This window comes from Bacteroidia bacterium, from assembly GCA_023228875.1.
Taxonomy (GTDB): Bacteria; Bacteroidota; Bacteroidia; order NS11-12g; family UBA955; genus JALOAG01.
Genome location: JALOAG010000001.1, coordinates 308,315 through 322,627, shown reverse-complemented (window position 1 = coordinate 322,627; position 14,313 = coordinate 308,315). Strand labels below are relative to the sequence as shown.

Here is a 14,313-nt window from a genome sequence, read left to right as displayed (position 1 = left end):
AACAAATTAAAATTGTTGCGTTTTGCAAAATGGATTTGCAAAACCCAGAAATTATCGCTAAAATTGCAGCGAAATTAAAGCGATTACGAATTGAAAAGGGTTACACAAGCTACGAAAATTTTGCAATGGACTTTGACCTTAGCAGGGCTTACTATTGGAAAGTGGAGAGGGGGCGACAAAACCTCTCAATGGATTATTTTTTGTCCCTGCTCAATATTCACAAAATCTCGCTTAAAGATTTCTTTTCTAATATTGATTAGCTTAATCAGCCCCTCTTATTTGTTTTCACAAAATGAAGCGGTTAAATGGTATTTTGGCGACAGCGCAGGTATAGATTTTAGTTCAGGTTTGCCTATTTCATTAACCGACAGTAGAATGTATGCCTTAGAATCATCAGGCACTATTTCAGATACTAACGGCAACTTACTATTCTATACTGACGGCAATACTATATGGAACAAGAACCACGAGATTATGGAGGAGGGAACAGATTTAGAGGGAAGTCAAGATGCTTCACAAAACGGCTTAATCCTTAACCACCCCGATAATGATTCTTTATATTATGTTTTTCTCACACCCTATTCCTACGATTATCTGAATGGGCTGAAATATTGCGTTGTCAATATAAAAGCCAACAACGGAAACGGAAAGGTTATTGAAAAAAATATTTTATTGCACCCTAATTCATCTGAAAAAGTAAGTGCGGTTTATCACGCCAACGGCAGGGATATATGGATAGTCGGGCATGAATGGGGGAATAATAACTTTTTCTTATATCTGCTTACAAATAACGGACTTAATAAATGTCCTGTTATTAACTCGATAGGGATTGAGTATAGTAAACAAAGTATATTTACTGATGGAAAATTTACAAATCAGGGATTTATTAAATTTTCATCAAACTCTAAGTATATGGCTCATGTTTTTACCCCGCCCGACCCCCTAAATATTTTTAGTGAACTTTACAGGTTTGATAAAACAAACGGTCATTTGGAATTGTTTACAACAATTCCAATGACCGTTTTAACTTGGGGAACTGAATTTTCAGACAACAGCGAGAATTTGTTTATTGGTCGGAGAGATAGCCCTGTTTTGGTGCTTAATATTCCTACTATGCAATCTAAAACTATTGATAGTTTAATTTTGCCTTACGCTGCCCCTCTGCAATTATCCATTGACGGAAATATTTACTTTGGATTGGCTGACTCAACTTTTGTGGGAGCAATGAAAGGCAACGATTTTAATAATATCCAAGTAAATAAAAAGGTTGTGAACTTATCAAGGGGAAAAATGCAGTATGGCTTCCCTAATATATTTACAGGCTATTTAACACACGGACAGCCAAGAATTATATATGAGGACAAATGTAGTAATCAAACATTTGATTTCGGGCTATCCTCTTTTGTAGTCAATATAACGAAATGGATATTTACGCATCCAAACAACGAGTTTGAGCGTACAGAAAACCGCCCAACCATTACGTTTGCCTACACAGGGCTTTGGGTGGTGCGTTGCGTGTTGGCAAGCAACGACACAATCGTTACCAATGTATTTGTCGAACCTGCCATAGTCCCCCACTTCTTAGGCAATGATACAGGTTGGTGCGAGGCGTTAGGCGCAAGCCTCACACTGCAAGCCCCAAGCGGAATGCACTGCTACCAATGGAACACAGGCGAAACCTCTCCGCAAATCACAGTAGGCACAGCAGGAACTTATGTTGCTAAAATTACCACGCCTAATTTCTGTGTACTGTACGACACCATAGTCATCATACTTTACACTCTGCCTCATACAGAAGCAAATTTTCTGGGCGATGACAGGCATTGGTGCGAGAACGTAGATACTTTCGTAACATTTAAAGCCCCTGACGGCTTTGCTTCTTACCTTTGGAACACAGGCGACACCCTTAGCGAAATCACAGCCGACACGGCAGGTGCATATTGGGTAACAGCCACAGCCGACAATGGCTGCGTCACAGCCGACACTCTTACCGTTTCCATAGACACCCTGCCCGATATTGCACCCAACTTTTTGGGCCTTGACAAAAACTGGTGCGAGAACTTAGATACTTCCGTAATCTTAGAAGCCCCTGCTGATATGCAACAATATCTTTGGAGTACAGGCGACACTTTACAACTAATAGAAGTCAAAGATGAAAATATTTATTGGGCAAAGGTAGCAGCATATAACGGCTGTGTTATGTACGATACCATCATTGTATCTCTCGATACTGTTCCCAATATTCCTACTCTCTACAAAGATAATGATACGCTGAAAACTGATGCCATAGCAGACCGCTACCAATGGCTAAGGGACGGCAACCCCACAGGCGAAAACAAGCCATTCCTAACCTTGTCTGCTACCGACACAGGCATTTACAGCCTTAGAATAATGAGCAATGGCGGTTGCTCCGCCATTTCCGATACGCTTCATGTCATTGCAGAAAAAGACACCGCTATTGACAACGTAAACACAATCCTGCTCAAAAGCATAAAACTATACCCCAACCCCGCCACCACCGAGCTAACCATAGAAGTTTTGGAGCATGGCAGCTACTCTTACCAAATAACAGGTGTTGCGGGCAACCTGCTATCAGGCGGAAGCCTGCGAGCGGGAGCAAACACAATAGACATCAGCCGCATGAGTACAGGAATTTACTTTGTCCATGTGCTTGCGGACAGCAACAGAATAACAACCTACAAGCTAATCAAAGCAGACGAGTAACAGCAAAGGGGCTTGCGCCCCCTTGCTCATCATAAATTCCCCTTAGTCGGGTATGGGAACAGGCGTAATCCCAAAGTTGATTACATGAACCAAATCAGGGGTAAGGCTGTGCGCCTCGCTAAGAGGCAGAAAGCCCACATGGGCTATTTCCACCATAACAGTTTCAGGTGCTTCCAACTCCACCTCGCCCGCATAGTTGCCTGCGGGGTCAGTGGTTAGCTCGGTATCGCCTGCGGAGGTGGCGAATACAAGCCTTACCCCGCCAATGGGTACACTCGTGGAAGCGTTGGTAACAATGCCCTGCACCATAGCCGTAATAGGGTCGGGCGTGGGGTTGGTTGGCAGAGAGGTATTTACCTCAAAGCCCCAGTCGCCAAGCAACTGCTCCGTACCCTTGTGGTTGCCCACAAGCACCTCCCTCACTGCAACCACATAAGTAAGCAGCGTACCCGCAGAACCCCGCTTCTGCCCTGTGCCATAGCCCAACGCCTTATTGCGGACTTGGTTTGCAGACTCCTTGTCCCTGCTTAGCTTTTGCGCCAGCTCGTGTTGGGTTTCGGCTTCTTCCGTGAGGTTGGCAAAGGCTGCCATGTCAAACGAACCAAGCAGGGTTTCTTCTTCATCTGCCTCATGTTTGGCTAAAATGCCTTTGGCTAAACCTATCAGGCGTTCCGCATTGCGCGGAACAACAACCCGACTTGTTCCCCTGCCGCCCAAATTGACTGTAAAAGTCCAGTCGCCAAGCAACTGTTCCGTGCCCTTGAACACACCCAAAAGGTGGTCGCGTATGCTTGTTACATAGTACAGCACCGTATTGGGCGTGTAGGACTGTTGCGTGTGCATGATGCCCAGAGCAGCATTGCGCTGTTCAAATGCGGTTTCTTTGTCGCGGTCAAACTGCCCTGCCTGTGCGTGGCGGGTGGTGGCGGTGGTGTATTTTGCTTGCATATCCGCCATGTTCAGAGGGGTTAAAAGGCTGTTTACACCATCAGCCGTATGTTTGGCGAGAATGTTACCCACCAGTGTGAGGAAGCTATCCACTTTCCTTGGGATAACTACTCTAAAATTATTTCTCATGATTAAAATATTTTAAATTGATATTATAAAAAAAATGTTGCGGAGCGCAATGCCCCGGCTTGCGGGGTCGCCCCCTGCCCTTGCAGGCGCGGGGGCTAACGTTGCGCCTCTGCCCCCCATACTTCATAATAAAAATTTTTGAATTTATCCATCACAAACACCCTTTGCAAGGCGGTTGTTTCTTTGACAAGCCTCATTTTTCTGATGGACTGACAGAAAATCGCATCTTCAAACCTCATTACTTCATTTTGAAACTCCAACAACGGAGTTTCAAAGTCCAATAACTCATTTGTAAACTCCAATAACTGTGTTGTAAACCTCATTATCTCATTTGTAAACTCCAATAATTGGTTTGTAAACCTCAATAACGGAGTTTCCAAGCTCGTAAACAGAGATAAGAGATAACGGAGTTTGAAAATGAAGTAATGAGGTTTGAAAGTGAGGTAACGAACTTTGAAAATGAGTTGATGAGGTTTGAAGATGGGGTAATGAAGTTTTAAAATAAGGTAACGGACTTTGAAAATGAGATAATGAAGTTTTAAAATGAGATAACAGAGTTTGAAAATGGAATAATGGAGTTTGAAACACCGATATTGCGCTCTGAAACAGTGCCGACAGCCTTAGAATGTTATGTTTTGTCCTGCGCAACATAATTTTACAACTTAACATTGCTAAGAAATATTGTACCAAAAGGATAAAATTGTAATAAATTTTTATAAATCGCTCTGTATTGTGGGAGATTTGACTAAGTAAAGGGGTGTACCGTTTCTTCTGCGCCCCTGACGGTAATGTCATAACCTGCAAACTTCCTGTTGAGCGAGATTATGGCTTGTGCCACATGGCTGTTGCTTATGTTGCTGCCTGTACCCTGAACGGTGTCGCCTTGCAGGTAAATGATGTGCACTACAATGGGTATATTGTATCTGGATTTGAAACAGATAGGGTCGATTAATATACAGTTATCTCATCCACCATTGTTCACAAGTGGATTTTTGGGCGAGAGGGGTTTGGGGTAAAACGCAAATTGATCAGATTACAACCACTTCAGCATTTCCTTTCACCCTAAACTGCCTTCCGGTGCCGGGTTCCTTGCACATATACCACGTGCGCAGGCGTGTTTCCTTTATAAGTTGCAACCCATTGTTAAGTTTAAATTGCGCACCTGTCGGAATTTCATCGAGAGTCAATACATTATCTCCTTTGTCGTATTTCCTAAGAACCTTTGTTAAATACGGGTCAGCAAGGAAAGTTGCAGGGGTTTTAGTAAAGAATTTGATTAGTGCTGAATGCAAATCATCCGGCAACAAACCGGAGTTCAAAACAGGTTTTGCCATTTCTCTGAAAATTCTACGCCACTCCTCACCATGCGGATCCGCTTTTCTGCCATAATCTTCCCACGTTTTGACATGCGCCATTTCATGAATATAAACCAACAAAAAATAATAGGGGTTAAGGTCAGAGTTTACCGTTACTTCATGTTTTTTTCTGCCTTGAACAGGAGGACGATAATCCCCTGACTTTGTATTGCGAGGGCGTTTTACTCTCAAATCTACTTTGTATTGCACAAGCAAATCGGTACAAAAAGCTGCAAACTCATGCGGCACATACCTTTTAAAACCCGCTATAATTTGGTCTCTGGTCATTTTGAAAGCTCCTGCTGTTTGCGGGCTTCATAGACAGCCTCCATTTCATCATAAAAATCTTTTCCAAAACCTCTGATAATCGGCTCTTTGAGAAATCTAAAAACAGGTATTCCCAATTTTTTCCCCAGTTTGAGTGCCGGTTTACATATATCCCATTCGTGATAATTCAACGCGGTATAATCCCCCACTTTGGACACCCTGATTGGATACAAATGACATGACAAGGGCTTATTAAAATCTGACTTTCCATCCCTTTGAGCTTTTTCCAGCGCGCAACCCAGTATTCCTCTTTCATCTCTGAATGAGAAAACACATTCACCCGTTGGCAAACAGGTTGTTACCAATTCTCCTGTATAATCCTCTTCATAAAATCCGGATTTCATTAAGAGTTCTTTTTGTTTGGGTGGTAAATAAGGCTCAACTGCTTTGAGGTTCCTGCTGATTGGCTCAAGTTCTTCTTTATCCAAAGGTGCACCAGCATCACCCTCAACACAACATGCTCCAAAACATTTGTCCAAATTACAGACAAATTTTACATCAAATAAATCATCAGAAATCAGCTTATCTCCAATCAGAATCATTATTTCATTCCTTTCAGATATTTTTCAAAACCTATTTTTTCAATTTTTTCGGCTTTTTCAATGACAGACTTCTCAAGGTCTTTCTTGTATTTATCAATTTTAGCCAGTGTTTTTGAATCAGAAGCTCCAATAATTTGCGCAGCAAACAACCCTGCATTGGTTGCCCCATTGATAGCCATAGTTCCCACCGGCACTCCGGGAGGCATTTGCACAATACTATAAAGACTGTCCACACCGGACAGATTAGAAGATTTAACAGGAACTCCAATCACAGGCAGAGATGAAAAAGAAGCCAACATACCCGGCAAATGAGCAGCACCACCGGCTCCGGCAATTATCACCTTAAAGCCTTCTGCAGCTGCATTTTTTCCAAAATCGGCAAGTCTTTTCGGGGTTCTGTGTGCCGATACAATGGTAAGTTTAAAAGAGATTTTCAGTTTTTGTAAAACATCCGCTGCGTCTTGCATAACCGGCAAGTCACTGTCCGACCCCATTACTATTAATACATCTGCCATAAGCGTATAAATTAATTGCCGCAAAGATAGAAAAAGTTAGGAGTTTGATTGGCTGTACAAATACAATCACATACAAAACCATTTAAACACAAAAAGCCGTAAGTAACTTACGGCTTTATAAAAATATTATAAGGTTGTGATTAATCTTGTTTGTTTGCTTCTTCAGTATCGTTTGCAGAATCTTCCACATTATTTTCATCTGCAACATCTTCTACTATTGACTCCTCAACTACTTCATTTGTAGGAGTTTCTTCAACCTTAGGTTCATCAGCAGCAACTGCTTCTGTTTGTTTAGCCTTAGTTGCAGAACGACCTCTTCTTGTAGTCTTTTTCTTTTCTTTCGCAGGTTTAGGCTGAATAAACTCATTAAAGTCCACTAATTCGATTAGTGCCATTTCTGCATTATCACCCATACGGTTACCAAGTTTTAAAATTCTTGTATAACCTCCTTGTCTGTCGCCAATTTTTGACGCCACTACTCCATACAATTCTTTAATCGCTTCTTTATCTCTTAAATAAGAAAATACAGTTCTTCTGTTATGTACAGAATCAGATTTTGCTTTGGTAATAAGAGGTTCAACATACACTCTTAAAGCCTTAGCTTTGGCAACAGTTGTAGTAATCTTCTTATGTTTAATCAGCGAAGATGCCATGTTTGACAACATTGCCTTCCTGTGTGAAGCGGTTCTACCTAAATGATTTATTTTAACTCCGTGTCTCATCTATACTAATATACTATTTATTATTCTTCAACTAGATTATACTTAGAAATATCCATTCCAAAGTGTAACCCCTTTTCCTTTACAAACTCTTCCAGCTCAGATAGAGATTTCTTACCAAAATTTCTAAACTTAAGTAAATCGTCTATATGGTAGCTAACTAACTCACCTAAAGTTCTAATTTCAGCAGCTTTCAAGCAGTTATATGCTCTAACTGATAAATCTAAATCAGCAAGTGGAGTTTTAAGTACTTTTCTCATTTGGAGCATATTTTCATCCACTTCTTGAACAGGCTTTTTCACCTGAGTATCCAATAACATATTATCATCAGAAAACAATAAGAAATGTTGAATAAGAATTTTAGCTGCTTCTTTCAACGCATCTTCAGGATGAATTGAACCATCTGTAGAAACTTCCATCACTAATTTCTCATAGTCAGTTTTTTGCTCAACTCTAAAATCCTCCACATGATATTTAACATTCTTAATGGGAGTAAAAATAGAATCAATTGGAATCACTCCGATGGTAGTATCTTTAGGCTTATTTTCTTCTGCAGGTACATATCCGCGACCTTTTTCAATTGACAATTCAATTTCTAATTGAACAAATGGTTCCATAGTGCAAATCACTAGATCAGGATTTAACACTTCAAAGTTACTACTGTAACGGCTCATGTCACCAGCTAAGAATTGTTCTTTACCTTTGATTGAAATAAAAATCTTTTCTGAATCATCTGCAGAATGAGAAGTTTTCTTAAATCTTACTTGCTTTAAATTCAGAATTATTTCTGTTACATCTTCAATTACACCTTTAATAGTAGAGAATTCATGTTCAACACCGTGAATTTTAACAGAAGTAATAGCATATCCTTGAAGAGAAGATAATAATACTCTTCTAAGTGAATTACCGATGGTAGTTCCGAAGCCTTTTTCAAGTGGGCTGAATTCAAACAGACCATAGAAGTCTGTATCCTTCTGCATGATTACTCTTTCAGGTTTTTGAAAATCCAATATTGCCATTTTTATATTTATTTTACTTTTAAAAATTATTACTTAGAATACAACTCAACAATCAATGTTTCATTAATATTCTCAGGTATTTCTGAACGTTCAGGAAAATTTAAGAAAGTACCTGACATAGAATTACCATCCCATTGCAACCATGAATGCTTAAGCCTTCCTACGGACAATGCATCACTAATTAATTCTAAAGACTTAGATCTTTCTCTAACCGTAATCACATCTCCTGGTTTTAACTGATATGATGGAATGTTTACTATCTCATTGTTAACCAGAATATGCTTATGAAGGACTAATTGTCTTGCAGACCTTCTGGAAGGAGCAATGTTCAATCTATATACGGTATTATCAAGTCTTGCTTCCAAAAATTTAAGGAAAGTTTCACCTGTAATATCTCTTTTTGCAGCTGCTTTCTTAAAAAGGTTCAAGAACTGTTTTTCAAGAAGTCCATAAGTGTATTTTGCTTTCTGCTTTTCGGTAAGCTGGATTGCATACTCAGATTGTTTCTTCTTTTTTCTTGAATTGCCATGCATTCCGGGGGGATATTTCTTTTTTTCAAAAGATTTATCAGGTCCAAAAATAGGCTCTCTAAATTTACGTGCTATTTTGGTTTGGGGTCCAGTATATCTTGCCATAATTGTTCTTTTCTAAATATTAATAATAATTACACTCTACGTCTTTTAGGAGGTCTGCATCCATTGTGTGGCATTGGAGTTACATCTTGAATAGATATTACCTCAAGTCCAGCAGCCGCAAGGCTTCTGACAGCTGAGTCTCTTCCTGATCCAGGTCCTTTAACAAAGACTTCAACTTTTCTCAATCCCATGTCATAAGCCACTTTAGCGCAGTCTTGGGTTGCAGTTTGTGCTGCATAAGGAGTGTTCTTTTTTGAGCCTCTAAAACCCATTTTGCCGGATGAAGACCAAGAAATAACTTGTCCAGTTGTATTTGTAATGGAAACAATAACATTATTAAAAGAGGCTTTGATGTGTGCTTGACCTTGTGCGTCTATTTTAACTTTCCTCTTATTAACTTTTTTTGGGCTATTCATTGTGTGATTTGTAACTTAATTATTTAGTAACTTTTTTCTTGTTTGCAACAGTTTTCTTCTTACCTTTTCTGGTACGAGCATTATTCTTGGTAGTTTGACCTCTTACAGGCAATCCTTTTCTGTGTCTAATACCTCTATAACATCCTATATCCATGAGTCTTTTGATATTCAACTGTGTTGCAGAGCGAAGCTCCCCTTCAGTTTTAATATTCTCAGAGATATAGTTTCTAATGCTTGTTATCTCATCATCTGACCATTCAGACACCTTTTTATCTTCAGAAATACCTGAAGACTTTAATATTTCAGAAGATTTATTTCTTCCAATACCATAGATGTAAGTGAGTCCAATTACACCTCTCTTATTACGTGGTAAATCTATTCCAGCGATTCTAGCCATAATACTTTATTATCCTTGTCTTTGTTTAAATTTCGGGTTCTTTTTGTTAATGATGTAAATTTTTCCTTTACGTCTAACAATGATACAGTCTTCACTGCGCTTCTTTACTGATGTTTTTACTTTCATTTTGTCAGTTTATTTATATCTAAAACATATTCTTCCTCTTGTAAGATCATAAGGCGACATTTCCACTTGAACTTTATCTCCGGGTAGTATTCTTATGTAATGCATCCTCATTTTTCCGCTTATTGTAGCAATTATTTCATGTCCATTAGCTAATTTAACCCTAAACATAGCGTTAGAGAGTGCCTCTGTGATTTCACCATCTTGCTTTATTGAGGATTGTTTTGCCATATTATAATTTTGGGGCTGCGAAATTACTATTTTATTTAGTAATTACAAATTATCAAATTGAGGCTCCGATAGCTCCTGTTCTACCTTTAATTCTGCCAGTTTTCATTAATCCATCATAATGTCGCATCAACAAATAGCTTTCTATATGTTGAAGTGTATCCAAGACAACTCCTACCATAATCAACAATGAGGTTCCGCCATAAAACTGTGCAAATGCATTTCCGACATTAAAAAACACCGCTATGGCGGGCATGATGGAAACAAATGCAAGAAATATAGAACCCGGTAAAATTATTCTTGACATAATGGTGTCAATATATTCAGATGTTTTTTTACCCGGTTTCACTCCCGGAATAAAACCTCCATTTTTCTTTAATTCTTCAGAAATTTGCTGTGGGTTGATAGTAATTACAGTATAAAAATATGTAAATGCGATAATCAATACAGCAAAAATGACATTGTATGGAATAGAAGTCCAATCATCCATTGAGTTTAAAACTGATGAAGTTGAATTTGGAAACATCTGTTTGATATAAGGAGGAATAAACATTAATGCTTGAGCAAAAATAATTGGCATAACTCCGGCTGCATTAACTTTTAATGGGATATATTGTCTAGAACCTCCATACTGTCTATTACCAACTACTCTCTTTGCATAATTTACCGGAATCTTTCTTGTTCCTTGTACCAATAAAACACTTGCAACAATCACTGCTAACCATAATGTAAGTTGAACAATAAATATCGGTAATTGACCGTCATTAAAACGCTGAACTAATTCAAAAGTCAACGCTCCCGGCAACCTGTCAACGATACCAATCATAATAATTAAAGAGATACCGTTACCTAATCCTTTATCTGTAATTTTCTCTCCAATCCACATCACAAAGATAGTTCCGGCTGTTAATATGAGCGTATTCACAATCATAAACATACTTTGTGACATCACATCAGGTCTAGAGATAAACAAAAGCGCACCTGAGTTTCCAGGGTTAGATGTAATGTTAATTAAGTATGCCACTGATTGAACTAGCGTAATTGCAACCGTTAAATATCGGGTAATTTGGTTTAGCTTACGTCTTCCGTCTTCACCTTCTTTCTGCATTTTTTGAAATGCCGGTACAGCAATCCCCATCAACTGAATTACAATTGATGCGGAAATATATGGCATGATACCTAATGCAAAAAATGCACCTCTGGCAAATGCTCCACCTGCAAAGACATTAATTAATCCTAACAAACTACCGTCAGTTTGTCCTTGCAAGCCTGTCAATTGCTCAGAATCAATACCCGGGAGAATTACAAAAGTTCCTAGTCTATATATTAATAGGAAAAATAGGGTATTAAGGATCTTTGTTCGAAGTTCCTCAATACTCCAAATCTCTTGTAACTTTCTTATTAGTCTAAATTTACTCATTTATTTATACAAGTTGAGTTGTACCACCTACTTTTTCAATTGCTTCTTTAGCAGTTTTAGAAAAACCGTTTGCAGTAACAGAAAGTTTTACTTTCAGCTCACCTCTACCAAGAATTTTGAATAAATCTTTCTTAGCAATTAAGTGATTTGCCAACAATACTTCTTTATTGATTTCGGTAACACCTTTATTATCCACTAAAGATTGAAGTACATCCAAGTTAATACCCACGTATTCTACTCGGTTAATATTCTTAAATCCACCTTTAGGAACTCTTCTTTGTAATGGCATTTGTCCACCTTCAAAACCTCTTTTTCTTGAATAACCGGATCTTGATTGTGCACCCTTATGACCACGAGTTGAAGTTCCTCCGCGTCCTGAACCTTGTCCACGACCAACTCTCTTATCTTTTTTTATTGAACCTGCAGCAGGTTTTAAATTACTTAAATCCATTCTCTTAAATATTTTCTACTTTAACTAAATGATTAACCACTCTCACCATACCCAAAATCATAGGGTTTGCTTCAAACTCTTTACTTTTGTTAATTTTGTTTAACCCCAATGCAATCAAAGTTCTCTTTTGATTCTCGGGTCTGTCAATAGCACTTTTTATTTGTGTTACTCTAATTTTGCTCATGATATTAATAATTAACCGTTAAAAACATTTTCTAATTTAATACCTCTTTGTTGCGCAATTGTATAAGGGTCTCTCAACTTTAACAATGCATCAATAGTAGCTTTAACAACATTATGAGGGTTTGAAGAGCCTTTTGATTTTGAAAGAATATTTTCTATCCCTGCGCTTTCAAGTACAGCTCTCATTGCACCACCGGCAATAACACCGGTACCGTGTGCAGCAGGTTTCATAAACACATGACCTCCGCAATATCTTCCAATCTGTTCATGAGGGATTGTTCCATTGATGATTGGAACTTTAATAAGATTTTTCTTTGCATCTTCAATTCCCTTTTGAATAGCAGCTTGTATTTCGCTGGCTTTTCCGGAACCAATACCAACAATGCCATTTTTATCGCCTACGACTACAATAGCAGTAAAGCTAAAAGTTCTTCCACCTTTTGTAACCTTCGCTACCCTTTGGATAGCAACTACATTCTCTGTAAGTTCCAGGTCGGATTTGTTAATTCTTTTAATATTTTGTGTTGCCATTATTTTTATTGTTTAAAATACCAATCCTCCCTCTCTTGCACCATCTGCAAGTGACTTAATACGTCCGTGATATAAATATCCGTTTCTATCAAATACAACAGTTGAAATACCTGCGGCTTTTGCTTTTTCAGCAATTCTTTTCCCAATTTGGCTTGCTATTGCTGTTTTTGTATTCTTTAATGTTGATAAATCTTTCTCTTTTGAAGAAGCAGAACATAGTGTAACTGATTTAGTATCATCTACTATTTGAGCATAAATTTCTTTATTGCTTTTAAACACTACCAAGCGAGGTTTTTGTTGAGTTCCACGCACCTTGGGAGCTATGCTTCTTTTTATTTTTTCTCGTCTTTCTACTTTAGCTTTTGTACTCATTTTACTTATTTTTTAGCTGCTGATTTACCTGCTTTTCTTCTTACTTGTTCACCTACATAGCGAATCCCTTTTCCTTTATAAGGCTCTGGTGGTCTGAAACTTCTTATTTTAGCTGCAACTCTTCCCAATAATTCTTTATCAATACATTCCATAGTGATAAATGGAGCTGCACCTTTAGGAGCTTCTGCTTTAATTTTTATTTCTTTTGGAAGTTCAAACATAATTTTGTGCGAATATCCAATTGACATATCCAACACTTGTCCTTGTACAGTGGCTCTATAACCAACTCCAACAAACTCTTGGCTGATTGTATGTCCATGAGAAACACCAACAACATGGTTGTGAATCAAAGAACGATATAAACCGTGCAATGCTTTATCCTGTTTTTCATCCGATGGTCTTATAAGTTGAATCTGATTACCATCAATTTTGAGGTCAAACCCTTCTTTTAATTCTTGTTTTAATTCACCTTTCGGACCTTTCACAGTAACAACATGTTTATCTTGTGAAACTGTCACACCTGCAGGTATTTCAATTATTTTATTTCCAATTCTTGACATAATATCTTCCTAATTAATTATGAAACATAACATAAAACCTCTCCACCTACATTTAGTTTTCTGGCTTCCTTGTCAGTAATAACTCCATGAGATGAAGAAATAATTGCAATACCAAGTCCATTGATTACTTTAGGCAGGTTGTCTGCAGGAACATATTGTCTGAGACCCGGCTTGCTAATTCTTGTCAACTCAGTGATTGCTGATTGTTTAGTAACCGGATGATATTTCAGTGCAATTTTAATGCTACCCTGTCCACCATTGGTATTGTCCTCAAATTTATAATTCAAAATATAACCTTTTTCAAAAAGTACTTTGGTAATTGCCTTTTTGATATTAGATGCAGGTATTTCAACAACTCTATGTTTGGCGATTACTGCATTTCTTAATCTGGTTAAAAAATCTGCTATTGGATCAGTCATCTTATTATTTTCTTTATTTAATTTATTACCAACTTGCTTTTGTTACACCGGGAATTTTGCCTTCAGATGCCAATTTTCTCAATTGGTTTCTGCATATTCCAAAGTGACGTATATATCCCTTTGGTCTTCCTGTTAATTGACAACGGTTTCTCAATCTTACCTTTGATGAATTCCTAGGTAATTTTTGTAGTTCTTCCCATTCACCGGCTGCTTTCAATGCAGCTCTTTTTGCTGCATATTTTTGAACTAATTTACGTCTTTTAACGTCTCTTGCTTTTATTGATTCTTTTGCCATTGTTA

23 protein-coding genes are annotated in these 14,313 nt (G+C 38.1%); 2 read left to right on the top strand and 21 right to left on the bottom strand.

What is annotated here, in order from left to right:
* Window positions 1-29: 29 nt before the first annotated feature.
* Together M0R38_01545 and M0R38_01540 are read left to right on the top strand one after the other, a co-directional pair.
* On the top strand, window positions 30-260 hold the full coding sequence (locus M0R38_01545; protein MCK9480430.1) for a helix-turn-helix domain-containing protein: 231 nt from the start codon (window positions 30-32) through the stop codon (window positions 258-260).
* Entirely contained in the window at window positions 253-2,724 is a 2,472-nt protein-coding gene (locus tag M0R38_01540) for a T9SS type A sorting domain-containing protein (GenBank protein MCK9480429.1), read from the top strand. The genes M0R38_01545 and M0R38_01540 overlap by 8 nt, the downstream gene beginning before the upstream one ends.
* A gap of 42 nt (window positions 2,725-2,766) precedes the next feature.
* On the opposite strand, the gene M0R38_01535 is transcribed toward M0R38_01540, so the two are convergent.
* The 21 genes from M0R38_01535 to rpsN all read right to left on the bottom strand — a co-directional run bounded on the left by M0R38_01535 (window position 2,767) and on the right by rpsN (window position 14,308).
* A complete protein-coding gene (locus M0R38_01535) occupies window positions 2,767-3,801 on the bottom strand; it encodes a hypothetical protein (protein ID MCK9480428.1) in 1,035 nt (344 codons plus the stop codon).
* Between the two features lie 95 nt (window positions 3,802-3,896).
* The gene (locus M0R38_01530) at window positions 3,897-4,124 is read right to left on the bottom strand and encodes a hypothetical protein (protein ID MCK9480427.1); all 228 of its coding nucleotides are present in this window, start codon (window positions 4,122-4,124) and stop codon (window positions 3,897-3,899) included.
* A gap of 422 nt (window positions 4,125-4,546) precedes the next feature.
* On the bottom strand, window positions 4,547-4,705 hold the full coding sequence (locus M0R38_01525) for a hypothetical protein (GenBank protein ID MCK9480426.1): 159 nt from the start codon (window positions 4,703-4,705) through the stop codon (window positions 4,547-4,549).
* Between the two features lie 124 nt (window positions 4,706-4,829).
* Complete coding sequence (locus M0R38_01520) at window positions 4,830-5,444, bottom strand: SprT-like domain-containing protein (protein MCK9480425.1); 615 nt, start codon at window positions 5,442-5,444, stop codon at window positions 4,830-4,832.
* Window positions 5,441-6,025, bottom strand: coding sequence for a DUF3109 family protein (locus M0R38_01515; GenBank protein MCK9480424.1), 585 nt, complete (start codon window positions 6,023-6,025; stop codon window positions 5,441-5,443). Before M0R38_01515 ends, M0R38_01520 begins: the two co-directional genes overlap by 4 nt.
* Window positions 6,025-6,540 (bottom strand): 5-(carboxyamino)imidazole ribonucleotide mutase, encoded by a 516-nt coding sequence (purE, locus tag M0R38_01510; protein ID MCK9480423.1) that lies wholly within the window; start codon window positions 6,538-6,540, stop codon window positions 6,025-6,027. The genes M0R38_01515 and purE overlap by 1 nt, the downstream gene beginning before the upstream one ends.
* 140 nt (window positions 6,541-6,680) lie before the next feature.
* Entirely contained in the window at window positions 6,681-7,262 is a 582-nt protein-coding gene (gene rplQ, locus M0R38_01505; GenBank protein ID MCK9480422.1) for a 50S ribosomal protein L17, read from the bottom strand.
* Window positions 7,263-7,282: 20 nt separating this feature from the next.
* A complete protein-coding gene (locus tag M0R38_01500; GenBank protein ID MCK9480421.1) occupies window positions 7,283-8,278 on the bottom strand; it encodes a DNA-directed RNA polymerase subunit alpha in 996 nt (331 codons plus the stop codon).
* A 29-nt stretch (window positions 8,279-8,307) separates the two neighbouring features.
* A complete protein-coding gene (rpsD, locus tag M0R38_01495) occupies window positions 8,308-8,913 on the bottom strand; it encodes a 30S ribosomal protein S4 (protein ID MCK9480420.1) in 606 nt (201 codons plus the stop codon).
* A gap of 29 nt (window positions 8,914-8,942) precedes the next feature.
* Window positions 8,943-9,329 carry a 30S ribosomal protein S11 gene (gene rpsK, locus M0R38_01490; GenBank protein ID MCK9480419.1) on the bottom strand — a complete coding sequence of 129 codons (387 nt, stop codon included), beginning with the start codon at window positions 9,327-9,329 and terminating at the stop codon, window positions 8,943-8,945.
* Between the two features lie 19 nt (window positions 9,330-9,348).
* Complete coding sequence (rpsM, locus tag M0R38_01485; GenBank protein ID MCK9480418.1) at window positions 9,349-9,726, bottom strand: 30S ribosomal protein S13; 378 nt, start codon at window positions 9,724-9,726, stop codon at window positions 9,349-9,351.
* A gap of 9 nt (window positions 9,727-9,735) precedes the next feature.
* A complete protein-coding gene (ykgO, locus tag M0R38_01480; protein MCK9480417.1) occupies window positions 9,736-9,852 on the bottom strand; it encodes a type B 50S ribosomal protein L36 in 117 nt (38 codons plus the stop codon).
* 9 nt (window positions 9,853-9,861) lie between these two features.
* On the bottom strand, window positions 9,862-10,080 hold the full coding sequence (infA, locus tag M0R38_01475; GenBank protein MCK9480416.1) for a translation initiation factor IF-1: 219 nt from the start codon (window positions 10,078-10,080) through the stop codon (window positions 9,862-9,864).
* 52 nt (window positions 10,081-10,132) lie between these two features.
* Entirely contained in the window at window positions 10,133-11,497 is a 1,365-nt protein-coding gene (secY, locus tag M0R38_01470; protein ID MCK9480415.1) for a preprotein translocase subunit SecY, read from the bottom strand.
* A gap of 4 nt (window positions 11,498-11,501) precedes the next feature.
* Complete coding sequence (gene rplO / locus M0R38_01465; GenBank protein MCK9480414.1) at window positions 11,502-11,948, bottom strand: 50S ribosomal protein L15; 447 nt, start codon at window positions 11,946-11,948, stop codon at window positions 11,502-11,504.
* A gap of 4 nt (window positions 11,949-11,952) precedes the next feature.
* Window positions 11,953-12,132, bottom strand: a complete 180-nt coding sequence (rpmD, locus tag M0R38_01460; GenBank protein MCK9480413.1) for a 50S ribosomal protein L30 — start codon at window positions 12,130-12,132, stop codon at window positions 11,953-11,955.
* A gap of 11 nt (window positions 12,133-12,143) precedes the next feature.
* On the bottom strand, window positions 12,144-12,662 hold the full coding sequence (rpsE, locus tag M0R38_01455; protein ID MCK9480412.1) for a 30S ribosomal protein S5: 519 nt from the start codon (window positions 12,660-12,662) through the stop codon (window positions 12,144-12,146).
* A gap of 12 nt (window positions 12,663-12,674) precedes the next feature.
* Window positions 12,675-13,034, bottom strand: a complete 360-nt coding sequence (gene rplR, locus M0R38_01450) for a 50S ribosomal protein L18 (GenBank protein MCK9480411.1) — start codon at window positions 13,032-13,034, stop codon at window positions 12,675-12,677.
* A gap of 5 nt (window positions 13,035-13,039) precedes the next feature.
* Window positions 13,040-13,594, bottom strand: coding sequence for a 50S ribosomal protein L6 (gene rplF, locus M0R38_01445; protein ID MCK9480410.1), 555 nt, complete (start codon window positions 13,592-13,594; stop codon window positions 13,040-13,042).
* A gap of 17 nt (window positions 13,595-13,611) precedes the next feature.
* On the bottom strand, window positions 13,612-14,013 hold the full coding sequence (gene rpsH, locus M0R38_01440; GenBank protein ID MCK9480409.1) for a 30S ribosomal protein S8: 402 nt from the start codon (window positions 14,011-14,013) through the stop codon (window positions 13,612-13,614).
* Between the two features lie 25 nt (window positions 14,014-14,038).
* Entirely contained in the window at window positions 14,039-14,308 is a 270-nt protein-coding gene (rpsN, locus tag M0R38_01435) for a 30S ribosomal protein S14 (protein ID MCK9480408.1), read from the bottom strand.
* Window positions 14,309-14,313 lie beyond the last annotated feature (5 nt).